Genomic DNA, 23,893 nt, shown 5'->3' with positions numbered 1-23,893 from the left:
CGTTTTAAAAATACTAGTATCAAATTTAGCATGCTTTTCCAAAAATTGCAAACGTTTACAACTATTCTTTCATTTTTTCATATAAAGAACATGGTATACTTCTTTTAATTAATCAATTGATTGAAAGGAATAATCATGAATTTAAATAAATTACAAGAATGGTTACAAAGTTCTGGCAACGATATCGCCTACATTTCTAATCCAACAACAATCGCTTATTTTACTGGTTATGAAATGGAACCACATGAGCGGATTTTTTGCTTAATAGCCTTTAAGGATCATGAACCCTTTGTATTTGTTCCTGCATTAAATGTCGAAGAAGCTAAAAATTCAGCTTGGGATGGTGATGTTTATGGCTATCTTGACTCCGAAAATCCTTGGGCGCTCATTGCCGACAAAGTAAAAAGCCGAACTTCAGCATATCAAAGATGGGCGTTAGAGAAAAATAATTTGTCTGTTTCTCATTATCAATTAATACATCAGCAATTTCCAGATGCTAATTTTGATAGCGATCTATCCAATTTTATTGCTAAAATTCGTTTGTATAAAACGCCAGTAGAAATTGCGGAGTTACAAGCCGCTGGTCGCGAAGCTGACTTTGCTTTTCAAATCGGCTTTGACGCTATTAAAACAGGCGTTACTGAACGCTATATCGCTGGACAAATTGACTATCAACTTAAGTTGCAAAAAGGCGTTATGCACGAAAGCTTTGAAACTATTGTGCAAACTGGAGCTAATGCGGCCAATCCCCATCTTGGACCTACAATGAATACCGTTAAGCCAAATGAATTAGTTCTATTTGATTTAGGCACAATGCATAATGGTTATGCCTCTGATTCAAGCAGAACGGTAGCTTACGGAGAACCAACAGCTAAACAGAAAGAAATATATGAAATTGATCGTGAAGCTCAACAAGCAGCAATTGACGCAGTTCGTCCTGGAATGACTGCTGCTGAACTTGACAGTGTTGCCCGCGACGTTATTACTAAAGCAGGGTATGGTGAATATTTCATTCATCGTTTGGGCCATGGCATTGGTAAGGAAGTCCATGAATATCCTTCAATCGTTCAAGGCAATGATTTAATTATCGAAGAGGGCATGTGTTTTTCTATTGAGCCCGGAATTTATATACCAAATGTTGCTGGCGTCAGAATTGAAGACTGCGGGGTTGTAACTAAAAATGGCTATGAACCCTTTACTCATACCAGTAAAGAATTAAAAATTTTACCATTAAAAGATTAATTATTTAGCTATAATTAAAAAATGCACGAGAAAATTTTTTCTCGTGCATTTTTAGATACTTCTATGGTCTAACATATGAATCATTTGAACCATATGTTTCATCAGGCTTATTTATATTATTAACATTCTCAGCATGATGTAAGTCACTAACTAAATCTTCTGCATGATCTTGCACTGCAGCAACTGCGTCAGTAGAATTATCAATGACAATATCATCAAAATCTTTCAACTCTGAATCATCTTCAACATTTTTGGGAAATGAAGCCAACTGATTCTTAACAACCTCTGTTCCATTATCGTATTTCTTCTTTAAATCTTGAACGGCTTCATTATTTTTAACCTTTTTCTTTAATTCATCAATCTGGTTATCAGAAACTAATAATGAACCAGCTAAAAAGCCTGCAGTACCACCAATAATTGTACCAAATATAAAACTTGTAAGTTTTTTCATAAAAATTAACTCCTTCTACTTAATTTATTAGTCCTTGCCTTTACGGCGCCTACGTCTGGCAAATACCGAAGTTAAAGCCGAAGACATTACACCGTTACGTTTCAAATGAAAATTGCTGACTTTTTTTGCCATCCGCCGCGAAGAAGCATTAACATCTGAAACACTTACACCTAAATCAGCGGCTGCTTGAACAACCGGATCCATAGTTTTCATCTTTACATTAACATCTGCCATTAAAACATTGGTCTTATCTAGCAAATCACCAGTTTGATCGAGTAATTCATCAACATCTTTTGTTACTTGTTGAATGGATTCATTGGTAAGCTGGATTGTTTTATTTACTTCCTTGGCTGCTTTTGCAACACGAATAAGTACTGGTATTGTAAAAAGTACTAAAATTAATAATGCGACTGCCGCAATTAAACCTGCCAGTGCACCATAGGAAATTATCATCTTCTACCTCCAATTCTGTACCTAGAAAAAGTCTAGCATGAAAATAGGTTAATCTCAATCTATATGTAATAATTTGCTATAGTTAATATAAATATATGAAAGGTAGAAATTATGAATAAGTCATTTCAAATAAATCAAAGAGTATTAAAGTTTAATTGGGATAGATTAGGCGAACAAGCACTTACAGTTTTATGGCAGTTAGCTATTTCAACTATTGTTTTCTATATTATTGATCAATGTGGTAAAAAAGTAATTAGTCACTATTTAAAGCATAATAGACAGCCACAAAATAAACGTACACGAACTGTAGCAACCTTAATTACTAGTATTTTTGAATATACCGTGATTTTCTTTTATTTGTTTGCTGTTTTATCAATTTTGGGTATTCCTGTTGGAACTTTATTAACTAGTGCTGGAATTTTTTCATTAGCTATTGGTATGGGAGCACAAGGTTTTGTTAGTGACTTAGTTAATGGTTTTTTTATTCTTAGTGAAGACCAATTCGATGTTGGTGATTTAGTCCAACTTAATAATCAAACAGGCATTGTAATTCAATTGGGATTACGTACTACACGACTACAAGCTACTGATGGATCAATTATTTATATTCCCAACCGAAATATATCAATTGTGCAAAATCTAGCCCATGGCGGGATTGGTCTTGATATTGAGTTACAACTAAAAGCCGATAATGACTTCAATAAAGTTAATGCTCTGATTAAAAAAGTCAACGGTACTATTTCTCATGACTCACTTATTCAAAAGCCCCAAATTATTGGTATTACAGAGCAAACAGCCCAAACAATAAAATATGTCATCCACTTTCAAGTTGATACTGGCTGTGAACAAGTTGTGCGTGATCGCTATTTAACAGCATATTTAGCAACATTATCCCAAAATAATATTACCTTAGCTAGTTAATCAAAAAAACAGGTACTTTATAGTAAACCTGTTTTTTTTAATTTATTCAAATTGAGCTAACCAGGTTGGAAAGATTGCTAATAATTTGCTAATTGCTTTTCCTCGATGTGACAAACTATTTTTTTCTAGTAAGGTCATCTCAGCAAATGTCTTGCCCTTTTCAGCAACATAAAAAAGGGAATCGTAACCAAAGCCATCAGCCCCACGCGGAGATAGCAAAATTTGTCCTGTACACTGCCCACTAACAACTAAATCTCGATCAAAAAAGTTAGGCATAGATACAATAATCGTCGTATTAAAATGCGCTGTTCTCTTTTCAAGTGGAACTCCACCCAATTCTGCCAATAACTTAGCATTATTTTTAGAATCGTTATGTTCTTCACCAGCATATCGAGCTGAACGGACACCTGGAGCTCCATAAAGCGCATCAACCATTAACCCAGAGTCATCAGCAATAGTCACCATTTGACTAAAATCAGCTAAAGCATGTGCTTTCAATTTTGCATTTTGGACAAAGGTTGTTCCCGTTTCTGCAACAACTGGTGGATTAGATAAATCATTATTTGTTATTATATCTAGCTTAAAGCCATTCTTTTGGAAAGCTGCCCTTAATTCTCTAGCCTTTCCCTGATTAGTCGTTGCAAATAAAATTTTCACCTGTCTTCTCCTCTTTATATTTGTTGCGCCTGAAAATTAGAATCATTTAATACTAATCGACCCAATTCATTAACTTTCTCCACTTTACCCGTCGTATAAAATTCATGCTGGGCTACAGCTAAGTTAGCATTCAATAAATGCTCTTTTTTTAACAAGTTATATGTGTATTGTGCCACTTGATCTGCAGGATCAATCACCTGTACATGTGAACCAACTTGACGTTCAAATTCTGAACGAATAATTGGATAATGAGTACAACCAAGAATTAAGGTATCAAAATCAACTGCTTGTAAAGGCAATAATATTTCAGATAATGCCTTATCATATTCACTATGGCTAGCATTATTCTCAATTAATGGTACTAACTGCGGCGCAGCGACTTCTGTTACCTCTATTTTTGGGGCGTATTTAGTAATCTCTTCTTGATACGCATGAAGATTAGTGGTCATTTGCGTTGCAACAACAGCAATTTTTTGATTTTGGCTAGCATTGATTGCACATTTAGCCCCCGCCGGAATTACACCAATAATTTTAGGACTAATTTGTTTTTGAATAATATCCATGGCTACTGCAGTAGCAGTATTACATGCAAAAATTACTACTTTAACATTTTTACTTAGTAAAAAATTCACACTTGCTAACGTCAACGAAATAATTTCGGCCTGTGATTTATTACCATATGGAATATGAGCGTTATCACCTACAAAAATTATATTTTCATTCGGCATTTTTTTTATAACTTTTTTAACTACTGTTAATCCGCCAACACCAGAATCTAATAACCCAATTGGTCGCTTATCCATATCATAAATCTCCCTAAATTCTTTCTACTTCCATCAATTTTACGGTAAAATAAAAGAAAATAAAAGGGATGAATTCTTTATGCACAACGACAACCAACAAAATGAACATATCTATTTTGTCAATCAATTATACCGTGACTTTCTTTTACCAACAATTTTAGGGAGCGATAATAATGAAATTCTCTATTGGGCTGGTAAAAGAATTGCTAGAAAATATGATCTAGCCTCCTTTGACGATATTAATAGTTTTTTTTCAACTACAGGATTCGGTATTTTGACTAAAATCAAAGAACGACGTACAGAAATTATAATGGAATTAACAGGACAAAGTGTAGTTGATCGGCTAAATAGTGGAATTAATGAATTTTCATTAGAAGCTGGCATCATTGCAGAAGCTTTCCAAAATGAAACTAATCGTACTACTGAATGTGAACAAAAAATTGATGAAAAGCAAAAAAAAGTTCAACTAATTACCAAGTTTAGCTAAACTTTTAAGTCTATCTATTTAATTTTTTGGTCTTTTTGCAATATGATTATTAAATGGAGGTGCAAAAATGTTAAAAGAATTTAAAAAATTTATTGAACGAGGAAATGTAATTGATCTCGCAGTTGGTGTAATCATTGGTGGAGCATTCACTAATATTGTTAACTCCTTAGTAACCAATCTAATTAATCCATTAATTGGCCTATTTATTGGTAAAATTGACTTATCCAATTTAGTTCTTAAAGTTAGCGGAGCAACATTTAGATATGGTGAATTTATTAATACAGTAATTAATTTCCTAATCATTGCATTTATTGTTTTTTTACTTGTTAAAGCCGTTAATAAAGTTACTAAACATGATGAACAGCAGCAACAACCAGCTGGCCCATCTACAGAAGATTACCTCAAACAAATTCGTGATCTATTAAAAGAAAAAAGCAATTAAAATCCTACTTAGTAAAAGTTTTTAAAGCCAATTATAATAACCCTAAAATCATAATAATTTTAGGGTTATTTATTAGCTCTTAATCTGTATACTGATTTAAAATTTGATTGAGTTTAGCCTTAGGCGTATAACCCGTTAATCTGTCAACAATCGCACCATTTTTCTTAATAACAAGCGTCGGGATAGCCATAATACCTAATGAACTAGGCGTCGCTTTATTTTGGTCGACATCCATTTTGGTAAATTTTACATCTTGCCGCTCTTCAGCTAGTTCTTCAATTACTGGTGACTGCATCTTGCATGGTCCACACCAAGTTGCCCAAAAATCAATCAGTACAACACCATCTTTAGTTTCTGTTTCATAATTTTGATCTGTCAGTTCATCTACCATAGTCATACCTCACCAATAATACATTAAATCTTTCTTTGATAATGTAATTATAGCATTATGCTTACTTTTTACAAGTGAAATGTTTTTACTTTAAATGCACAATTGTAGCACCATTTCCCCCCTCATTTGCTGGGGCATAATTATAGCTTTTAACATGCCTACTTGATTGTAAATATTGCCAAACGCCCTTTCTAATTGCACCTGTACCAATACCATGAATAATTGTAACTACATCGAGTCCTGCTAAAAGGACAGAATCAAGATAAAGATCAAGATTATTCATAGCTTCTTCATAACGCTGGCCACGTAAATCTAATTCACTTTTAGCGTTACTGCGACGCTTCGCACTGACTGCATACACCTTTGCCTTAGCCTTAGAATTATGAGAAGATTCAGTCTTTTCGATATCTTGATCACTGACTTTAACTTTAATAATTCCGAGTCGCACCTCATACTGATGCTCACTTAATTTTTTGGCTATTGTGCCAACTTGACCATATGATAAAACCTTAACTTGATCACCTACTTTAACCTGGTGCCGTCGTTTTTCTCGCTGTAATACCCGGTTATGAATCAAATTATCATTTTGTTGTTTTAATTGGTTCAATTCACCTTTAGCAGCAATTAATTGATTTTGCTTAATATTACCCTGTTGCTGCTCTAACTGTGCAATAATATGGTCAGCTTTTTTACGGCTCTTAGCTATGACCTCATCAGCTCTTTCTTGAGCAAACTCAAGTTGCTTTTGCACGCGCTGATTATACCAATCTAAAGCATGCTCAAGTTTTATTTCTAATTTTTTAGACCGATCAAGAGAAGACTCCAGATGGTTACGCGCTACCGTAGCCGCATTAGTTTGCTTAGTCAATTGCTCGATCATCTGATTGATATCAGCATTATCTTCATCTAATAAGCTTTCAGCATTTTTGACAACATCTTCACGCATCCCTAATCTGCGTGCAATAGCAAAAGCATTACTATGACCAGGAATTCCAATTTGTAAATGATAAGTTGGCGCTAAAGTCTTTAAATCAAATTCCATTGAAGCATTGCTTGTTCTAGGTCGGTTATAGCCATAAAGTTTTAATTCAGGATAATGCGTAGTAACCATAATTTTAGCCTTTTTATGACGGAAAAAATCTAAAATACTTATAGCAAGACTAGCGCCCTCTTCTGGATCAGTTCCTGCACCAATTTCATCAATTAAGACTAAGGATTCATCGTTAACTTTTTTCATCATTTTAATGATTCCGTTAATATGAGACGAAAAAGTACTTAATGATTGTTCGATTGATTGTTCATCGCCAACATCGACACAAATATCTCTAAAAATTCCTACCTTGCTATTTTCTGCTGCCGGAATAAATAGCCCAGCCTGAGCCATCAGTTGGAGTAGCCCCACAGTTTTTAAGGTAATTGTCTTACCCCCAGTGTTGGGACCCGTAATTAGAACCGTATCAAAATCTTTTCCTAAATAAATATCGTTTGCGACTACTGTTGCAGAATTAATCAGTGGATGGCGTGCTTTTAAAAGACTCAATGAATGATCAGTTGTCAATTTTGGTTCGGTTGCCTTCATCTCATAAGCTAATTTCGCTTTAGCCTGCAAAAAGTCCAGTTCTACCAGGGAGGCAGCAATCTGATCAATCAAATCAACTTCTTGGCGTGCTAAATCAGATAAATTACGTAAAATACGTCGTTCTTCCTGCTTTGCTTGCGCAAGCATATTCTGTTGATGATTATTTAAATTCAAGACCGCACTTGGTTCTATGAATAAAGTCTGCCCACTGGAACTTTGATCATGAACAACACCACCAAATTTATTTCGATATTCCTGCTTAACTGGAATAACATAGCGGTCATCACGAATAGTAACTATTTGTTCAGATAAATATTTACTCGCATTACCTTTAAGATAACCATCCAGCTTTTTTTTGATTTCTTGGTCATTACTTTTTAGTTCGTAACGTAAATGAGCTAGTTTGGTTGAAGCAGTATCAAGTATAGTTCCATCGAACTCAATTGCTTTTTTAAGTTCACTAAACAAATACTCCGGTATTTCTAAATTATCCAGAATACTTGCAATAGCTGTTAAATCTAGATTTTCTTCATCAATTTCCACTAAAAAATCATTTACATCACTGGCTAATGTTAGTACCAGCAGCAAATTGCCTAATTCTTGAGCGTTTAAATTTGCTTTAATCCTTAAGCGCTTAGTACTTGGTGTTACATCAGCAAAATCGGTTAAAGGTAGTTGCCCTTTAATACGTAATAAATTTGCACCCACTAATGTTTGCTGAAGAGCGAGTTTAACTTGATTAAAATCTATACTTGGCGTTAAAGTAGCTGCTCTTTTTCTAGCTGGTTCAGTAATTGCCTGTAGTTGCAATTTTTCTGTTATTTTAGCAAATTCTAAAGTCTTTAATGTCTTATTATCCATGCCTAAAATTCTCTATCAATAAAAAAAACTGGCCAGGCCAGTTTTTAATTTATTCACCACTTAAACGGTCATCGTCCAAAAATGTGTTAAGCACTCCTTGAACCATATCCCATTCATCATCTGCCTCAATTTCATGCAAATCACTACTAGTTACATCTCCTGCTTCATCAGCATCGTAACTAAATGCTAATACTTCAACTTCATCACTTTCGCTAGAAGTAGCTGGATAAAGTAAAATATAAGACTTGTCATAGTCATCTGAATGAAAAGTAAATAAAATTTCGTATAATTCTTCATTCCCCTTATCATCAACTAAGGTAATTTGACGGTCTTCACCGTGAACTTCTTGTGTCATATTAATCCTTTCGATTTAGATCTAAATAATTTTGTAAAATCAAAACTGCCGCCATCTGATCAATTATTGCTTTTTGCTTATGACGATTATGTACCCCAGCTTCTTCAACTAAAACTCTTTGTGATTGAGCTGTGGTCAATCTCTCATCAGAAAAGTAAACTGGTAAGTTAAACTTTGCTTTTAGTCTTTCGGCATATGCCTTACTACGCGCAACTGATGCACCTGCAGAGCCATCCATATTTTTGGGTAATCCTAATACAAAACCATTTGCCTCATATTTACGGACAATTTTTTTTAATGGGCGCATACCAAAATTATAACGATTCTCATCAATCATAATAGTTTCAACCATTTGCGCAGTAATACCCAATGCGTCACTTACTGCTACCCCAACAGTCTTTGATCCCACATCTAAACCTATTAAACGCATTATTTATTTTTGCCAAGATAACTTTTTACAAGTTCTTCAATAATCTCATCACGCTCATGTTTCAAAATCAAATTACGCGCATCATTGTGCCGTGGAATATAAGCTGGATCACCAGACAATAAGTAGCCAACAATCTGATTAATTGGATTATAACCCTTTTCTTCCAAGGCATTATAAACATCTTGTAGGGTATCATAAATATTCTTGCCTTTATTCTCATTAAAGTCAAAATGCATTGTCTTATCTAGCGAACTCATAGTTATTCCTCCTAACACAATTTTACTTGAAAAAAAGTGTAAACTCAATTAATTAATTTTGAGAAATCGCCTCAATCACCGCTTGAATTGCATCTTCCAGACCGGCTGGATTTTTACCACCTGCTTGAGCCATATTAGGGCGACCACCACCGCCACCACCAAAGATAGGGGCAGCTTGCTTAATTAAATCACCCGCTTTGAGCCCTTTATCTAATGCTTTTTGGTTCAAGCTAATAATCATATTAGCCTTACCAGAATTAGCGGCAGCCAAAACCAAGATATCTGACTTAGCATTATTTTTCCAAGTATCTGCAAGCTCACGCAAATCGTTCATTCCATTGGCATCAATTTTTTGAGCAATAATAGTTAAATCCCCAATTTGTTTAATATCATTGAAAATTTCTTCCGCCTTAGTTTGATTAATTTGCATATTTAAATCTTCCACTTGCTTTTGCGTATGGTGTAAATCATGCTCAAGACTCGTAATTTTGTCAATAATATTTTCCGATTTGGTTGATTTTACAGTAGATTGAATCTGATCAAGCAATTCCGATCTTTGTGCTAAATACTCATAAGCCTTTTTAGAGACCACAGCTTCAATCCTTCTATGACCTGCACCAATGGCTGATTCAGAAGTAATCTTGAAAATTCCAATTTGATTTGTATTGGCGCAGTGAGTACCACCACAAAATTCAATTGAAAAATCACTCATTCTAACTACCCGCACCTGATCGCCATATTTGCCATCAAATAAGGCTAAGGCACCCATTTCTTTACCTTGATCTGGATCAGTTATTTTAGTTTCAACCTCAATTGCTGACCAAATTTTTTGATTGACTAAGGTCTCAACAGATTTAATTTCTTGGGCAGTCATTGGTTCAATCGCCGTAAAATCAAAGCGTAAATAATCCGGTTCTACCAAGCTACCAGCTTGATGAGTATGTTCACCTAATATACTTCTTAAAGCAGCGTGCAATAGGTGCGTAGCTGTATGTGAATGACGCAATCCTTCTCGCCGTGCACGATCAATCTTTAGAGTGTACTCTTGACCCTTTTCCAAGGGTAAAATAACATCTACGAAATGCATATTTTGATCATTAGGGGCATGCTGAACATCTGTTACTTGAGCTACCAGATTACCATCTTGATCATAAATATTTCCATGGTCAGCAACTTGTCCCCCACGTTCAGCATAAAACGGAGTTTTATCAAAAATTAAGGTTGCCTGATCACCTTCTGCTCGATCAACTAATTGATTAGCAACAATGATATCAATTAATTTGGCATGATGCTCCTCATAAACGCCATACTCAAACTCAGATTTATCCTTTAAATTCATTAGAGTTTCATTCTGCTCGCCCATTGATTGTAAATTACCACGCGCTTCACGAGCACGAGCTTTTTGCACTTTCATTTCGGCATCAAAACCTGCTTTATCTACTTCTAAGCCAGCATCTTGAGCAGTTTCAAAGGTTAGTTCATATGGAAAACCATAAGTATCAAATAGTTTAAAAGCATCTTGGCCCTTAATAACCTTACTGTTATTTTCTTTTGCTTCGGAAATCAAATTATCAAGTAAAGTCAGCCCAGATTCTAGTGTTAATTGAAAACGTTCTTCTTCATTCTTGATGACCTTAGCGATAAAGTCTTTTTGTTCAGTCACTTGTGGATAATGACTCTCCATTATCTTACCGACAACTGAAACTAACTTATAAAGAAAAGCTCCTTTAATACCTAGGCGTTGGCCATTTAAATCAGCACGGCGAATTAAGCGTCTTAATACATAACCACGTCCTGTATTAGAGGGCAAAGCCCCATCAGCAATAGCAAAACTGACGGTTCTAACATGATCAGCAATTATTTTAAATGAAGTTGTATCAGCTGCTACTTTACCATATTCTTTACCTGGATTCATTTTTTCAGTTGCGTGAATGATTGGTAAAAATAGGTCGGTTTCAAAATTGGTCGGTGCATCTTGCAAAATTGATAAAACCCGTTCTAGGCCCATACCCGTATCAATATTTTTATGTGGTTGATCAACATATTGACCATCGGCTAAATGATTAAATTGTGAAAAAACAATATTCCAAATTTCTAAATAACGAGCATTTTCTCCACCAGGGAAATTTTCTGGATCATCTTCTGAAACATCATTATTTTCTTGACCGCGATCATAAAAAATTTCAGAGTCAGGACCACATGGTCCTTCACCAATATCCCAAAAATTTTCTTCTAATTTTACAATATGATCTTCTGGCATACCAACTTCAAGCCAAACTTGGTATGCTTCTGTATCTTTGGGATAAACGGTACAATATAGTCTTTCTTTGTCTAAATCAAGCCAGTTTGGACTGGTTAAAAATTCCCAAGCCCAACTTATTGCCTCTTTTTTAAAGTAATCACCAACTGAAAAATTACCTAGCATTTCAAAGAAAGTTTGGTGTCGAGCAGTTTTACCAACATTTTCGATGTCATTAGTTCTAATTGATTTTTGTGAACTAGTAATTCGGTGATTTTTAGGTACAACTGAACCATCAAAGTATTTTTTCATGGTTGCCACACCTGAATTAATCCAAAGTAGCGTTGGATCATCTTGTGGAATTAATGATTGACTGGGCAAAACCATGTGACCGTGCTCTTTGAAAAAGTCCAGGAACATTTGCCTAAATTCTGAACTTGTCAATTTCTTCATCAAATTTTCTCCCTTATAACAAAATAAAAACACTGTTGCCAAACTTAAGGACGCTCAAAACGCGGTACCACCTCAATTGCAACAGTGCTTGTTACCTCTTCATTTAATCTTAATAAAAAACATAAGGAGCATTTCTTAAGTAGCAATAAATCATTCTCAGCTTTCGATCCTCTCTGTGAATTGCTAATTTAAAAAACATATCTTAAGTTAAAAATAATTGTACTACTTGCACAATCTTTGTCAATGTTAAGTAGCTAAATTAAAACCACTTAAATTAACTTTTTACCAAATCTCTTCTGCTTTTTATTAGTAATATACCCTAATTTTTCATAAAACTGATGCGCCTTAATTCGCTGTTCACCAGAATTCAGTCTTATTTCATTAATACCATGACTAATTGCCCTTTTCTCAAGCTCACCTATCAGTTTAGTCCCGATGCCCTGCTGTTGATAGGAGTGGCTAACCGCTAGTGCTAGAATGTTATACATTGGATCAAAATAAATTTCTTCATATAGTTCAGCATGCAGGTAAGCAACAACTTTTTTAGTAGCATTGTCTTCAAAAACCAATAATAAGTGATGCTTAGAGTCCGACAGCAGTTTCTTTAGATTAGCCGCTGTTTTCTCTATAGCATAATCATACCCTAACTCGGCTTGATTTAATTTTTGAATAGCATCTGCATCAGACACTTTGGCATTTCTTATCATTATTAATAAAGCTTCCCTTCAATTCAAACTACTCTTTAAAAAAGTTATCAAATATTGTAACTGGTAAATGCCTTTTATGCTCACTTTTACGCCACAATGCTTCGATTTTTTCTGCCACTTCAGTAGAAACTTCGCGTCCTTCTAAATAATCATCTATTTCCTCATAAGTCACACCTAAAGCTATTTCATCAGGTAAACTAGGTCTATTTTCCTCTAAATCAGCAGTTGGTGCTTTTAAATATAAATGCTTCGGACATCCAAGTTCTTTTAATAATTGTTTACCTTGCCGCTTATCTAAGCGAAATAACGGTGTTATATCTGCAGCACCGTCACCATATTTAGTATAAAAACCACTAAAGTTTTCAGCAGCATGATCTGTCCCCACTACAGCACCATGATTGGCCCCGGCAATAGCATATTGAATAGCCATTCGCTGACGTGCTTTAATATTGCCTTTGTTAAAATCAGTAATTTTTTGACCAGTAGCAACTAAACTAGCGACCATTGCATCAACGGCTGGTTTAATATTAACAATTAAATCTTGATCTGGATTTTGAAAAGCAACCGCATCAGCTGCATCTTGAGCATCAGCCTGCACGCCGTAAGGCAGACGTACAGCAATAAACTGATAGGATTTATCCCCTGTTTCCTGCCGCATTTCGGTAATTGCTATTTGACATAATTTACCAGTTAAAGTTGAATCTTGGCCTCCAGAAATTCCTAATACATAAGCTTTTAAAAAAGGATTAGCTTTTAGATATTCTTTTAAAAAATCAACTGATTGCCGTATTTCCCTTTCCGGTTCAATCTTTGGTAAAACATGCTCATAGTCAACTATCTCTTTTTGTAAGGGTCTCATTTATTTGCATCTCCTTTAGCAATTTGATGGCGAATATCTTGAATTAAATTCATTTTACTATCGTAAAGTTCTTGCGACAAATCAACGGGATATTCTTGCGGATTCAAGCTACGTTTGTATTCATCCCATAAGCCATCCAAATTTGCTGCACAGAACGCCTTAATTTCATTTAATTGTGGTTGTTGATAAATTAGTTGGCCATCAATATAAATCTCTTTTAAAAGTGGCTCAGCTGTATAATCTGTTACCACTTTATTAATATAAGTATATTCTGGATGAAACATAAATAATGAATCAAATTGGCGAGGATCAACCCCGGCACGACAAACCCAGTCACCTTCATTCTTTTTCTGAGTATTAGCCGAAATACGCCATACTTGTTTTTTACCTGGAGTTGACACTTTAATTGCATTAGATGAAATTTTTATGGTATCACGCATTTGCTGATTTTCATCTTCAATTGATACTAGTTTATAAACCGCTCCTAAAGCTGGTTGATCATAAGCGGTAATATACTTCGTACCAATTCCCCAAACGTCAATCTTTGCCCCCTGCATCTTTAAACTAGTAATCGTATTTTCATCAAGGTCATTTGAAGCATATATTTTTGCATCTTTATAGCCAGCATTATCTAATTCTCGTCGCACTTGCTTAGAAATATATGCCATATCACCTGAATCAATGCGAACCCCTTGAAAATTAATTTTGCTACCCATTTCATCAGCTACACGAATCGCCGTAGGAACTCCACTTCTTACAGTATCATAGGTATCAACTAGGAATACACAATCGGTATGCGTTTCAGCGTAAGCTTTAAACGCTTCATATTCATTACCAAAAGCTTCCACCAATGAATGTGCGTGGGTACCAGAAATCGGAATACCAAATAATTTACCAGCTCGCACGTTACTGGTTGAATCGAAGCCGCCAATATATGCAGCACGTGTTCCCCAAAGAGCGGCATCTGTTTCTTGGGCCCGTCTTGTCCCAAATTCCATTACCCCATCACCTTGGACAGCTAATTTAACTCGCGCTGCTTTAGTGGCTAACAAAGTTTGATAATTTATAATATTTAATATGGCCGTTTCAACTAATTGACATTGTGCTAAAGGACCTTCAATTTGCATAAGAGGTTCATTAGCAAATACGATTTCACCTTCACGCATTGAACGTAAGGTTAATTTCATTTCGAAGTGACGTAAATAATCAATAAAATCATCATCATAGCCAACTTCTTCTTTTAAATATTGTAAATCGCTTGCTTTAAATTTTAAATTTTGCAAGTATAAAATCACGTGTTCTAAACCAGCAAAGACACAATAGCCGTTACCAAAAGGCTCTTGCCGATAATAAACCTCGAAAACGGCTTTTCGCTGTGCAATTCCTTTTTTAAAATACGTATACATCATATTTAATTCATACAAATCTGTATGCAGGGTCAAAGAATCGTCTTGCCCTAGTTCTTGATAAAACATTATTTCCTCTAATTCCAACTAATTTTTGCTTTATTATAAACATTTCTAACTTTTTAAACAATTAGTTATTCTGCCAAAAGTACTTCATAAGCCTTTAAAATACTTTCAAGTTGTTTTTTTAATGAAAATCTACTGGCTACATATTCTTTTTCGCTTAGCGCCATTTGCGATAACTGTTCTTTTGATAATTCAATTGCCTTTTTTAAATTAGCAGCAATTGAATTAATATTACCCACAGTAGCAATAAAACCATGTTGCTTATCTGGAATCATCATTTTAATATCACCAACAGCCGTCGAAAGTAGTGGTAAAAGGTTATCACTAGCTTCCAGTAAAACCAAAGGGAAGCTCTCAGAATATGAAGTTAAAACAGCTAAGTCCATTTTGCGATATAAATTTTCCAACTGTTTTTGTGATATAAATCCCAAAAAAGTAACTTGCTTTGTCAACTCTAACTTTTGCGCCAATTTTTTCAAACTTGCAAGTTGGGTACCATTACCAGCAATATATAAATGAACATTGGGATTATTAATTATTTTTAGTGCTTCTAATAATAAATCTTGCCCCTTTACTTTTTCTGTGCGGGCAACATTTACAAGATTAAAGCACTGATGTTCTTCTTTAACAGGAATTGCACTATTAGCATGAAATTTTGTTCCGTTATATATAGCGTGTACTTTATTCGCGTCTAAGTTGGCTCTTGTTACTAAAAGTTGGGCAAATTTTTGGGTCACTGCAAAAACACATTCTGCTTGTCTAAGGGCGTATAAGTTGGCTGTTGTAAATACATGACCTAATATACCGTGATCTGCAAAATCTAGATATGGATCTGAATGGACTGTTACACACCACTTGGCCTTAATTTTATGCTTAATCAAGGCAACAAATAAATTAGCGCGCGCACCATGGGTATGCACAATGTCAAATTCTCCTTGATTAATAAAGGTACGCAAGCGCTTAAGTCCAGTTAAATCATAACGATTATTCACCCCTAAAACATGCACATTTAGTTGGGCATTTGCTGCAGCACTAGCTACAGGTCCTGGAGCCAAACATAATAAGGTGAAATCTTGCCCCGCCGCTTTAGCCTGCCTAAGTAGATTAACAATATGGGTTAGCCCACCGCCATTTTCAAGACCTGCATTTACATGCAAAATTTTCATAACACTTTCTGTTCCTTTTTAGATTGGTATATTTTTTGGACAAATTTAGGTAAAACTAGCATCCGTTTAAAGCGGCTAGGATTTTTTAACAAACGATATAACCATTCTAGGTGTAACTTTTGCCAGGATTGCGGTGCTCTTTTGACTTTGCCTGAAAAGACATCAAAGCTTCCTCCCACCCCCATCATCAAAGATGGTAACAAATTTTTGCGCAAAAGGGCTAAAAGCTGTTCCTGTTTAGGTGAGCCTAAAGCCGCAAAAACAAGGTCTGGCTCTGTTCGTTCAATTTGATAAGCAACTAACTCTAAGTCTTCTTTAAAATAGCCATCCCTTGCACCAACTAACTGAATATCAGAGTATTCTTGAATAATTTTTGCTTTAGTTGCTTCAATCACACTAGGCTCAGCCCCAATTAGGTAAACTCGTAAGTTGCGTTCATTGGCAAATGACATTAACCAAGTAAATAAGTCATAGCCAGTAACTCGTTCAATAATTGGGTTACCTAAATACTTTGCTGCCTTAACAATTCCAATCCCATCAGCCGTAATGTAATCTGCATCGTATTTTAAAATTTTCATAAATTCTGGATTTTCATTAGTAGCCATAACAATTTCCGGATTAGCAGTCACAACCAAAGTCGATTGATGAGCATTAATTTTGCCAATAAATTCATTTTGGAATTGTTGAAAAGATTTATTATCAAAGTCAACACCTAGAACATTCACTTTATCCATGACAAATTCCTCCATGTTCCATTTATTATATTTTAGCAAACTATCAAACTTTACGTGACATGTTTTACCTTTTCTATAAATATGATAATATTAATTCGTCAATTAATAGGAGCACTAATATGAAAAAAGTTATCACCTATGGAACATTTGATTTATTGCATTATGGTCATATTCGCCTACTTCAACGAGCCAAAGAAATGGGCGATTACCTTATCGTTGGCCTTTCAACAGATAAATTTAACGAACTACAAAAGCATAAAGAATCATACAATAATTTTGCTGAACGAAAATATATTTTAGAAGCAATTCGCTACGTTGATGAAGTCATTCCCGAACAAGATTGGAATCAAAAAATTGCTGATATTCAAAAATACGATATTAGCTTATTTGTTATGGGAAGTGACTGGCAGGGTAAATTTGATTTTTTAAAGCCATACTGTCAAGTAACTTATCTATCGCGAACACCGGGTATTTCAACGACTAAAATCAAAAATGACTTAAAATAAAAAGCTTTAATTACCTACGGGTTAATTAAAGCTTTTTTATTTAGAAAATGTAAATTCAAAACGATCGGCTACATAACTTGCTCTTGTATATTCAAATGGCTCTCCAGATGAAAGTTCTGTTACTTGTAAACGGGTAATTAAAGCTTCACCTTTTTTAGCATTAAGTAAGCGCGCCGCATTTTCATTCGCAATTGCGGCAGAAATATGTTCGGTTACGCGACCAATTTCATAGCCATTTTGCTCTAACGTACGATATAAATGCGTTGATATATTTTCTTTAGACATGCCTAAAATCAATTTATGGGGAATTGTAACAACTTCATAGCAAATTGGCACATTATCGGCATAACGAATTCGTTCCATGCGTAAAATTGTTTGATCTTTAGCCAAATGCAATCGTTCCATTTCCGATAAAGAAGGCTTACCAACACGATATGAAATTAACTTACTAGAAGGAATTTGACCGTTGGCATGAGTAATATCAGTAAACGACATAATACCCGACATTTTTTCTTGTACTTTTTGATTTGCGACATAGGTGCCACTACCCAGTCTTTGTTCTAAAATTCCTTCATCTTCTAAAGTTTTTATTGCTTGGCGCAAAGTCATCCGAGAAACACCAAATTTAAGAGCAAGTTGCCGTTCAGATGGTATCCTGCTGCCAACCTTATAAATATGACTTTCAATTTCACGCTTAATTTGATTATGAATTTTAATATACATTGGCTCTTCCATTTTGCACCCCCAACTATACCAGTATTATAGGCTAAATTAAAAATAATAATTATATTATTTTTAATTATTTTCTTTAGTAATCCACTTCATTCCCAAAAGCTTGAATTTAGCTTCATAGCTACGCTCTACTGTAATTTCTTCATCACTAGTTGCAATGACACTAGCACTTAATTTGGCAGAATCTTTTACCGCTAAATGAGCTCCATTAGAATTAAAAATCAAATCTCGCCCCTCAAACTCTGCATCATCGCCCAATGCTAAAAAATACTGATATTCAAGTCCACCATTAAAAGTCGTTTGGCGTGCACTACATTTTGCTTTATCTTGAAAATCAGTATGACTAAGTATAAGTGAATTAATAATCGTTAGTTGGGCCTCGTTAACACCAATTAAACGATCTATTTGACTATTTTGAATAATCACGTGTGGTTTAGAATCTAGATAAACGCAGCCCTTAAAATTGCAACCAACAATGTTAACCCAAGTTCTATCTGTAATATACAGGCAAGTATCATCTTGAAAAGAAAGTTCGCTATTTAGCATATTTAACCAAACTTCGCCTTGAACTAATAATGTATTTGCCTGTGAATTATTAAAATTAATTTCTATATTGGAATTATCATATGTTTCAATACTACCATTTATCTGTGAATTATTGATAATTGCTGTACCACGACCTTCAAGAGCCAAAGCCGCAACGTCTTTTACAACATTTTCAATTGTAGAATCATTCATTTCTAAACGAAAATCGGCATCAGCAAATAGAGAAACTGATCCATTTAAAATAATTGTTGAGTATAACTCTAACGTTACTTTGCCGTTGCAAGCTATTACCGCTGTATCATCCCCATATCCTTTGATTATGCAATTACGTAAAGTCAAATATGTATTAGCTTTAGGAGGAATATATAAACTATTTGCTTCATCATTAGTATTGAGACAAAGATTTTCTAAATTGACAAATCGACTGTCATTGGCCACATTGATGCAGCCTAAAATAGTTGTATCTTCAGGCAAGGTTCCCGTACCTTTAATTGTAATATCAGAAAAAAGTATCCCCTGTGGTAAATCATAAAATCCAGGTTCCAAAAGGAGAACATCATCTGTTCTGAGATCCTTTAAAGCCTCATGCCAATTAGTTTCTTCAATACTAGCACCAACTTTAACTAGTCTAGCCATAAAAATTCTCCTTTTAATGAAAAAATCAACGTCCACTTCCTGCTATTTGTGCTTACTTTATTAAATTATAGTAAGTACAAGTAGTCCTTAAACCATTGCCGCATATTTTTGCATAAAAGCAAGTAAAAAGGCAACTATCACAGCTGCCTTAAATCAATTATCTTATTGGGTTAGCTGGATTCGAACCAGCGCATACTAGTACCAAAAACTAGTGCCTTACCACTTGGCTATAACCCAGTGACAATGGAGGAGGGTGGATTCGAACCGCCGAACTCAGAGAGAGCGGTTTTACAGACCGCCGCGTTTAGCCACTTCGCTACTCCTCCGTTACGCACGTAAATTATATTACCGAAAAACGTGCATAATTGCAAGCAATTTTTTGCTTAATTTTTATTTTTATTTATATATTTTTCAAGACGCTTTAGTCCTTCATCAATTTGTGCCATCGAAACCGCATAAGAGAATCTAATATAACCCGCTCCTGCTTGGGCAAAACAGGAACCGCTAGTAACTGCAACATGAGCCTTATCAACTAAATCATAGATAAATTTATTGTCATCTTGCTCAAACCCAGCAGGAATTTTAGCAAAAATATAAAAGGCTCCTTGAGGTTTAACACAAGCAAAACCTAACTTAGTCAACCCGTTATATAAAACATCGCGTCGTTTTTTAAACTCTGCCTTCATTAATTGTGCATCATTCATCCCATTTTTAAAAGCCTCTTCAGCTGCATCCTGCATTGGTGTAGGCTCAGTAGTGGCTATAAATTGATGAACTTTTGCAATTTGTGCCACAATATTTTTTGGTGCGCAAATAATACCAATGCGATAACCTGTCATTGCCCAAGATTTAGAAACACCATTTAGTAAAATAACTTGATCGTGTAGAGTTTTTTCCATTGATGCATGATCTTGATCATAACAAAGTTCACTATAAATTTCATCACATAATGCAAAGATTGGCTTATCACGAATCACATCGGCTAAAGAATCTAGTTCCGCTTGACTATAAGTCACACCAGTTGGATTATTTGGATAATTCATTATTAATAAGCGCACGCGATCCCCATATTGATCAAGTACCGCTTGTAATTTATTAGGCGTCAATTTAAAGTTATCCGCTGAAGTATCGATTTCAACAACTTTAATTTGCTGACTAATCATTCTGGCATCACTCATATATAATGGAAATATCGGAGTAGGCACAACCATAATATCGCCTGGATTTAGAGTTGCAATTACTGTATCAAAGATTGCCTCAGTTACCCCATTAGTAACCAAAATTTCAGTTTCAGGATCATATTTTTGCCCATACTTTTGAGCTAAAAATGTCCCCACTGCTTGTCGTAAACCTATTGTCCCGTTTGATGGCGCATAATGTGAGTGATTTTGTACAATTGCTTTTTGAGCAGCTTCTTTAATATGCTCAGGAGTGTCAAAGTCAGGTTCACCAATAGTAAACTTAACTACATCAGGAATTTTACTGGCATAATCTGAAAATTTTAAAATTAAATTTTGGGGAATATCAGTTAAACCAGACTTCATGTATTTTATCAAATCAACCATTTTTTCACCTATCCTCTTTATATTTTCATCAATTATACATTTAATTGCAATTATTTTCTACCTATTTTTTCATAATAATACCAATTATTTAAAAGCAAAAAAAATAGACAGCTAGCTGTCTATTTTCGGGTTGGGTGTTCGTATGAACAATTGGGTTAGCTGGATTCGAACCAGCGCATACTAGTACCAAAAACTAGTGCCTTACCACTTGGCTATAACCCAATTCATTTGAGCTTTTACTTGTCACTCAACGATAAATAGTATATGAAATTATTGCTTCTAAGTCAAGCAAAAAATAATTTTTTTATAGGTTAAGTTCATAAGCATAGCGCAGACCATTTTTGGTTTGGTCAATTTGAACAGTTCCACGATATTTAAAACCTGTTTTTTTAATTAACTTTTGCATTCTTAAGTTAACAGGATGGGTATCAATTCTAAAATTGTTAATCCCCTTTAATTTTCCTTGTGAAATCAAGTTCGACATAAAAAATTGGCCTAAATGCTGTCCACGAAAATCAGCTGAAATAGCTATTCGGTGAATTGTTGCATATTGCAGGTGCTCTTGATTCCATGCTCCATCAATCTTGGCATAAGTAGTTTCTGGAGTCGTTTGTAAAATTGCAATACCAGCAATTTGTTGATCGACCATTAGACAATAAGCTTGTTTTTTTACAATATCCATTGTAATTATTTCTTGATTTGGCCGTCCATTCTGCCATTGAGGGTTACCATCTTCTTTTAATAACTGCTTAGCTTGATTAATAATTTGCATAATTTTTGTGATATCTTTATTTGTTGCTTGTTGAAGATAAATTGCCATATTTTTTCCTTTACACCTTAATTCTCACTATAAAAATTTAATCCAGTAAAGACTAATTTTATCTTAGGGTTTAAAAGCAAAATTATATTTTTTATTTTTAACAACATTGGTTGGTATGCTGATAAAGTGCATTGAACAAATATTATTTGTAACAGAAATACTAAAGCCAAAATAATTATAATCGCCATCATATAGAGAGCCTTGCGTGTTAAATAAATCTCCAGCATGTTCCCATTCTTTATAGTTACTGCGGTCAAAACGTCCAGCTTCACCACTACCTACATAACCAAAAATCATTTGCTTTAAGCCAAAATAGACGCATTGTTTTAATTCCGTCATGGTCATTATTTGATTATGATTATAAAAGCCCGCCATATCTTCAATATAATTATTGTCAAAGTTCAATCCATTTTTATGACAAGCCCGCACAATTCCCTCTATATAATGACTTTCTCTAATAGTTCTATTATTGACAAAGTACTCTCTGGCTATATCGTCAGCCAGTTTACTTGCACCATAACTTTCTCGCCATGGCTTTAACTTTAAATCCCTTCTAGCTTCATTAATTAACCGTAAGGAAAAAGAACTAAGTGTAGCCAATTGATCAGCGCTGAGATTAGCTACATCTACTTTTGTATTTTTATCTTTGGCATTTTCCCCAAGTTTTAACCGACTAAAATCGTTTGCTTTCATACCATACATTGATGCATTAATAAAAGCTTGACTAGCTTTTCCCTGATAGGCCTTTAACAATTCTTTTTTAGTATAACCTTGCGGTAATTTTATTGTTGCTCGCACATATTTTTTAATATTAGGCTTAACTCGTGCTTTTACTTTACTCTGTTTGACCAGCTGAGCATCCTTTGCCAGAAGCCACTGAGAATTATTTCCTATTTTATAGGCCAAAAGTTTCTTTCGTCCTAATTTCTTTTTTTCACTATACTGATATCTTATTTTAGGCATAGCATATAGATGCGATAATTTACCTGAACTGTTATAAAGTCTGGCCTTTTCGTTTGCTTTAGTTTTTACATATCTATTAACTGTAGTCGCGATTATTTCCTGTGGCTTATTTACAAATTTGACTGAAATAATTACTGAAAAAATGATATTAACTATTACAATAGTAGCTTGGCTTTTTTTCATTAAATTTTCCTCAAAAGTATCTTTTAAATAATTTGTTCATCATTATTAAATAATTTTAAAACTAATTAATAACTATTGCCAATGTATTATTAATTTTTATAACTATTATTTAAGTTATTTTATAATTTATAGCAAAAACAGGAGCTAATAAGGTTAACTAGCTCCTGTTTTGTATATTGAATTTATTTAAAACAATTAATACCAACCATTTGCTTGCCAAAATTGTTTAGCCGCTGCCCATGAGCCATAACGACTAGCAACATATTGATTGGCAACACGTTCTTGATTAGCAGCGGAATAATCGCCATTTAGATACGCAGCTGCTAATTGGTACTTGCCAATATATTGACCATTTTGTGCACTATATGAGCTACCTGATTCACGATTAGCAATCCAGGCCTTGGCACTAGATTCTGCATCATTTCCAACCATTGTCTCATTCTGTGCATTGGTAGGATTATTATTTGCAGCAACAGTAGAACTATCAGACTCTACTGTTACTTGAGATTGAGTTTCAGTTTCATTTATATTTACTGGATAATAGCCTGAATTTACGTATTCTGCTTTTACCCATTGATTTTTGCCTAAATCATACCATTTTTCTCCATTATGATCATAGGCAGTTTTTATGACTTTCCAAGATGAATTACTTGGTAAAATTTGTCCAGTAGCTTCAGGCTGCTCGTAACTATTCCAAACGTGAATACCATTTCCTTCAACATAGTTCACAGTTACAACTGCTGCATCATTTTCAACGGTAGCTGCATGAACAGTATTAGTTTTGGTACTGTTCATCAGCGCAACGCCTGAAACAGATAATGCTGCTACTGCTGCTGATTTAACTAAGATTGATTTTACCTTCAAAAAAATTCTCTCCTTATCAAATTTCATATCATTTCCTCATCAAATTGACAAACATGCATTAATCAATTCGATTGCCTACATACTACAGTGTTTAAATTGCAGAACTATAACAGGAATAT

At 34.6% G+C, this 23,893-nt stretch carries 26 protein-coding genes and 3 tRNA genes; 5 read left to right on the top strand and 24 right to left on the bottom strand.

Going from position 1 to position 23,893, the window contains the following annotated elements; all coding sequences use genetic code 11:
- Positions 1-135 precede the first annotated feature (135 nt).
- The gene (locus tag F5ESL0230_RS01615; protein ID WP_122021327.1) at positions 136-1,242 is read left to right on the top strand and encodes an aminopeptidase P family protein; all 1,107 of its coding nucleotides are present in this window, start codon (positions 136-138) and stop codon (positions 1,240-1,242) included.
- Positions 1,243-1,303: 61 nt separating this feature from the next.
- Here F5ESL0230_RS01615 and F5ESL0230_RS01610 read toward each other — a convergent pair whose 3' ends face one another.
- A complete protein-coding gene (locus tag F5ESL0230_RS01610; protein WP_122021326.1) occupies positions 1,304-1,693 on the bottom strand; it encodes a DUF1269 domain-containing family protein in 390 nt (129 codons plus the stop codon).
- Positions 1,694-1,720: 27 nt separating this feature from the next.
- Positions 1,721-2,146 (bottom strand): DUF948 domain-containing protein, encoded by a 426-nt coding sequence (locus F5ESL0230_RS01605; RefSeq protein ID WP_122021325.1) that lies wholly within the window; start codon positions 2,144-2,146, stop codon positions 1,721-1,723.
- Positions 2,147-2,257: 111 nt separating this feature from the next.
- On the opposite strand from F5ESL0230_RS01605, the gene F5ESL0230_RS01600 reads away from it, so the two are divergent.
- Complete coding sequence (locus F5ESL0230_RS01600; RefSeq protein WP_090093625.1) at positions 2,258-3,067, top strand: mechanosensitive ion channel family protein; 810 nt, start codon at positions 2,258-2,260, stop codon at positions 3,065-3,067.
- Positions 3,068-3,109: 42 nt separating this feature from the next.
- On the opposite strand, the gene F5ESL0230_RS01595 is transcribed toward F5ESL0230_RS01600, so the two are convergent.
- Both F5ESL0230_RS01595 and murI read right to left on the bottom strand, forming a co-directional pair.
- Positions 3,110-3,724: an XTP/dITP diphosphatase gene (locus tag F5ESL0230_RS01595; protein ID WP_122021324.1), complete on the bottom strand. Its 615-nt coding sequence runs from the start codon at positions 3,722-3,724 to the stop codon at positions 3,110-3,112.
- Between the two features lie 14 nt (positions 3,725-3,738).
- Positions 3,739-4,527 (bottom strand): glutamate racemase, encoded by a 789-nt coding sequence (murI, locus tag F5ESL0230_RS01590; RefSeq protein WP_122021323.1) that lies wholly within the window; start codon positions 4,525-4,527, stop codon positions 3,739-3,741.
- Between the two features lie 79 nt (positions 4,528-4,606).
- Here murI and F5ESL0230_RS01585 point away from each other — a divergent pair, with 79 nt between their 5' ends.
- Together F5ESL0230_RS01585 and mscL are read left to right on the top strand one after the other, a co-directional pair.
- Positions 4,607-5,014: a YslB family protein gene (locus F5ESL0230_RS01585; RefSeq protein ID WP_118906964.1), complete on the top strand. Its 408-nt coding sequence runs from the start codon at positions 4,607-4,609 to the stop codon at positions 5,012-5,014.
- 67 nt (positions 5,015-5,081) lie between these two features.
- Entirely contained in the window at positions 5,082-5,456 is a 375-nt protein-coding gene (mscL, locus tag F5ESL0230_RS01580) for a large-conductance mechanosensitive channel protein MscL (protein ID WP_118896636.1), read from the top strand.
- 79 nt (positions 5,457-5,535) lie between these two features.
- On the opposite strand, the gene trxA is transcribed toward mscL, so the two are convergent.
- The 11 genes from trxA to F5ESL0230_RS01525 form a co-directional block, all read right to left on the bottom strand.
- Complete coding sequence (trxA, locus tag F5ESL0230_RS01575; RefSeq protein WP_122021322.1) at positions 5,536-5,847, bottom strand: thioredoxin; 312 nt, start codon at positions 5,845-5,847, stop codon at positions 5,536-5,538.
- An 85-nt stretch (positions 5,848-5,932) separates the two neighbouring features.
- Positions 5,933-8,287, bottom strand: a complete 2,355-nt coding sequence (locus F5ESL0230_RS01570; RefSeq protein WP_122021321.1) for an endonuclease MutS2 — start codon at positions 8,285-8,287, stop codon at positions 5,933-5,935.
- A 49-nt stretch (positions 8,288-8,336) separates the two neighbouring features.
- Positions 8,337-8,642 carry a DUF1292 domain-containing protein gene (locus tag F5ESL0230_RS01565; RefSeq protein WP_090093612.1) on the bottom strand — a complete coding sequence of 102 codons (306 nt, stop codon included), beginning with the start codon at positions 8,640-8,642 and terminating at the stop codon, positions 8,337-8,339.
- Between the two features lies 1 nt (position 8,643).
- Positions 8,644-9,072, bottom strand: a complete 429-nt coding sequence (gene ruvX, locus F5ESL0230_RS01560; protein ID WP_090093610.1) for a Holliday junction resolvase RuvX — start codon at positions 9,070-9,072, stop codon at positions 8,644-8,646.
- Entirely contained in the window at positions 9,072-9,329 is a 258-nt protein-coding gene (locus F5ESL0230_RS01555; protein ID WP_090093608.1) for an IreB family regulatory phosphoprotein, read from the bottom strand. The genes ruvX and F5ESL0230_RS01555 overlap by 1 nt, the downstream gene beginning before the upstream one ends.
- Positions 9,330-9,381: 52 nt before the next feature.
- Positions 9,382-12,021, bottom strand: coding sequence for an alanine--tRNA ligase (alaS, locus tag F5ESL0230_RS01550; RefSeq protein WP_122021320.1), 2,640 nt, complete (start codon positions 12,019-12,021; stop codon positions 9,382-9,384).
- A gap of 269 nt (positions 12,022-12,290) precedes the next feature.
- A complete protein-coding gene (locus F5ESL0230_RS01545; RefSeq protein WP_122021319.1) occupies positions 12,291-12,728 on the bottom strand; it encodes a GNAT family N-acetyltransferase in 438 nt (145 codons plus the stop codon).
- A gap of 28 nt (positions 12,729-12,756) precedes the next feature.
- Positions 12,757-13,587: an ammonia-dependent NAD(+) synthetase gene (gene nadE, locus F5ESL0230_RS01540; protein WP_122021318.1), complete on the bottom strand. Its 831-nt coding sequence runs from the start codon at positions 13,585-13,587 to the stop codon at positions 12,757-12,759.
- A complete protein-coding gene (locus F5ESL0230_RS01535) occupies positions 13,584-15,062 on the bottom strand; it encodes a nicotinate phosphoribosyltransferase (RefSeq protein ID WP_122021317.1) in 1,479 nt (492 codons plus the stop codon). The genes nadE and F5ESL0230_RS01535 overlap by 4 nt, the downstream gene beginning before the upstream one ends.
- Before the next feature lie 65 nt (positions 15,063-15,127).
- A complete protein-coding gene (locus F5ESL0230_RS01530) occupies positions 15,128-16,225 on the bottom strand; it encodes a glycosyltransferase (RefSeq protein ID WP_122021316.1) in 1,098 nt (365 codons plus the stop codon).
- A complete protein-coding gene (locus F5ESL0230_RS01525; RefSeq protein WP_122021315.1) occupies positions 16,222-16,959 on the bottom strand; it encodes a WecB/TagA/CpsF family glycosyltransferase in 738 nt (245 codons plus the stop codon). The genes F5ESL0230_RS01530 and F5ESL0230_RS01525 overlap by 4 nt, the downstream gene beginning before the upstream one ends.
- 119 nt (positions 16,960-17,078) lie before the next feature.
- On the opposite strand from F5ESL0230_RS01525, the gene tagD reads away from it, so the two are divergent.
- Positions 17,079-17,465 (top strand): glycerol-3-phosphate cytidylyltransferase, encoded by a 387-nt coding sequence (gene tagD / locus F5ESL0230_RS01520; RefSeq protein ID WP_090093597.1) that lies wholly within the window; start codon positions 17,079-17,081, stop codon positions 17,463-17,465.
- A gap of 36 nt (positions 17,466-17,501) precedes the next feature.
- Here tagD and F5ESL0230_RS01515 read toward each other — a convergent pair whose 3' ends face one another.
- The 9 genes from F5ESL0230_RS01515 to F5ESL0230_RS01475 all read right to left on the bottom strand — a co-directional run bounded on the left by F5ESL0230_RS01515 (position 17,502) and on the right by F5ESL0230_RS01475 (position 23,774).
- Entirely contained in the window at positions 17,502-18,200 is a 699-nt protein-coding gene (locus tag F5ESL0230_RS01515; RefSeq protein WP_090093596.1) for a GntR family transcriptional regulator, read from the bottom strand.
- A 60-nt stretch (positions 18,201-18,260) separates the two neighbouring features.
- Positions 18,261-19,379 carry a hypothetical protein gene (locus F5ESL0230_RS01510; RefSeq protein ID WP_122021314.1) on the bottom strand — a complete coding sequence of 373 codons (1,119 nt, stop codon included), beginning with the start codon at positions 19,377-19,379 and terminating at the stop codon, positions 18,261-18,263.
- Positions 19,380-19,544: 165 nt separating this feature from the next.
- Positions 19,545-19,616, bottom strand: a tRNA-Gln gene (locus F5ESL0230_RS01505).
- A gap of 7 nt (positions 19,617-19,623) precedes the next feature.
- Positions 19,624-19,705: transfer RNA gene (locus F5ESL0230_RS01500), tRNA-Tyr, on the bottom strand.
- Between the two features lie 57 nt (positions 19,706-19,762).
- Positions 19,763-20,944: an aminotransferase class I/II-fold pyridoxal phosphate-dependent enzyme gene (locus F5ESL0230_RS01495; protein ID WP_122021313.1), complete on the bottom strand. Its 1,182-nt coding sequence runs from the start codon at positions 20,942-20,944 to the stop codon at positions 19,763-19,765.
- A 150-nt stretch (positions 20,945-21,094) separates the two neighbouring features.
- Positions 21,095-21,166, bottom strand: a tRNA-Gln gene (locus F5ESL0230_RS01490).
- Positions 21,167-21,248: 82 nt separating this feature from the next.
- Positions 21,249-21,764, bottom strand: coding sequence for an N-acetyltransferase (locus tag F5ESL0230_RS01485; protein WP_122021312.1), 516 nt, complete (start codon positions 21,762-21,764; stop codon positions 21,249-21,251).
- A gap of 63 nt (positions 21,765-21,827) precedes the next feature.
- Positions 21,828-22,910: an SEC10/PgrA surface exclusion domain-containing protein gene (locus F5ESL0230_RS01480; protein ID WP_122021311.1), complete on the bottom strand. Its 1,083-nt coding sequence runs from the start codon at positions 22,908-22,910 to the stop codon at positions 21,828-21,830.
- Between the two features lie 195 nt (positions 22,911-23,105).
- Positions 23,106-23,774 (bottom strand): SLAP domain-containing protein, encoded by a 669-nt coding sequence (locus F5ESL0230_RS01475; protein ID WP_122021335.1) that lies wholly within the window; start codon positions 23,772-23,774, stop codon positions 23,106-23,108.
- Positions 23,775-23,893: the final 119 nt, after the last annotated feature.

This window comes from Lactobacillus sp. ESL0230, from assembly GCF_003692805.1.
GTDB classification, from domain to species: Bacteria; Bacillota; Bacilli; order Lactobacillales; family Lactobacillaceae; genus Lactobacillus; species Lactobacillus bombicola.
Note: the sequence above shows the minus strand (reverse complement) of the source record. Positions and strands in the feature narration are given on the sequence as shown.

Coding starts and splice junctions, on each gene's coding strand:
- F5ESL0230_RS01615 (WP_122021327.1), top strand. CDS start 136: ATGAATTTAAATAAATTACAAGAATGGTTACAAAGTTCTGGCAACGAT.
- F5ESL0230_RS01610 (WP_122021326.1), bottom strand. CDS start 1,693: ATGAAAAAACTTACAAGTTTTATATTTGGTACAATTATTGGTGGTACT.
- F5ESL0230_RS01605 (WP_122021325.1), bottom strand. CDS start 2,146: ATGATAATTTCCTATGGTGCACTGGCAGGTTTAATTGCGGCAGTCGCA.
- F5ESL0230_RS01600 (WP_090093625.1), top strand. CDS start 2,258: ATGAATAAGTCATTTCAAATAAATCAAAGAGTATTAAAGTTTAATTGG.
- murI (WP_122021323.1), bottom strand. CDS start 4,527: ATGGATAAGCGACCAATTGGGTTATTAGATTCTGGTGTTGGCGGATTA.
- F5ESL0230_RS01585 (WP_118906964.1), top strand. CDS start 4,607: ATGCACAACGACAACCAACAAAATGAACATATCTATTTTGTCAATCAA.
- mscL (WP_118896636.1), top strand. CDS start 5,082: ATGTTAAAAGAATTTAAAAAATTTATTGAACGAGGAAATGTAATTGAT.
- trxA (WP_122021322.1), bottom strand. CDS start 5,847: ATGGTAGATGAACTGACAGATCAAAATTATGAAACAGAAACTAAAGAT.
- F5ESL0230_RS01570 (WP_122021321.1), bottom strand. CDS start 8,287: ATGGATAATAAGACATTAAAGACTTTAGAATTTGCTAAAATAACAGAA.
- F5ESL0230_RS01565 (WP_090093612.1), bottom strand. CDS start 8,642: ATGACACAAGAAGTTCACGGTGAAGACCGTCAAATTACCTTAGTTGAT.
- ruvX (WP_090093610.1), bottom strand. CDS start 9,072: ATGCGTTTAATAGGTTTAGATGTGGGATCAAAGACTGTTGGGGTAGCA.
- F5ESL0230_RS01555 (WP_090093608.1), bottom strand. CDS start 9,329: ATGAGTTCGCTAGATAAGACAATGCATTTTGACTTTAATGAGAATAAA.
- alaS (WP_122021320.1), bottom strand. CDS start 12,021: ATGAAGAAATTGACAAGTTCAGAATTTAGGCAAATGTTCCTGGACTTT.
- F5ESL0230_RS01545 (WP_122021319.1), bottom strand. CDS start 12,728: ATGATAAGAAATGCCAAAGTGTCTGATGCAGATGCTATTCAAAAATTA.
- nadE (WP_122021318.1), bottom strand. CDS start 13,587: ATGAGACCCTTACAAAAAGAGATAGTTGACTATGAGCATGTTTTACCA.
- F5ESL0230_RS01535 (WP_122021317.1), bottom strand. CDS start 15,062: ATGTTTTATCAAGAACTAGGGCAAGACGATTCTTTGACCCTGCATACA.
- F5ESL0230_RS01530 (WP_122021316.1), bottom strand. CDS start 16,225: ATGAAAATTTTGCATGTAAATGCAGGTCTTGAAAATGGCGGTGGGCTA.
- F5ESL0230_RS01525 (WP_122021315.1), bottom strand. CDS start 16,959: ATGGATAAAGTGAATGTTCTAGGTGTTGACTTTGATAATAAATCTTTT.
- tagD (WP_090093597.1), top strand. CDS start 17,079: ATGAAAAAAGTTATCACCTATGGAACATTTGATTTATTGCATTATGGT.
- F5ESL0230_RS01515 (WP_090093596.1), bottom strand. CDS start 18,200: ATGGAAGAGCCAATGTATATTAAAATTCATAATCAAATTAAGCGTGAA.
- F5ESL0230_RS01510 (WP_122021314.1), bottom strand. CDS start 19,379: ATGGCTAGACTAGTTAAAGTTGGTGCTAGTATTGAAGAAACTAATTGG.
- F5ESL0230_RS01495 (WP_122021313.1), bottom strand. CDS start 20,944: ATGGTTGATTTGATAAAATACATGAAGTCTGGTTTAACTGATATTCCC.
- F5ESL0230_RS01485 (WP_122021312.1), bottom strand. CDS start 21,764: ATGGCAATTTATCTTCAACAAGCAACAAATAAAGATATCACAAAAATT.
- F5ESL0230_RS01480 (WP_122021311.1), bottom strand. CDS start 22,910: ATGAAAAAAAGCCAAGCTACTATTGTAATAGTTAATATCATTTTTTCA.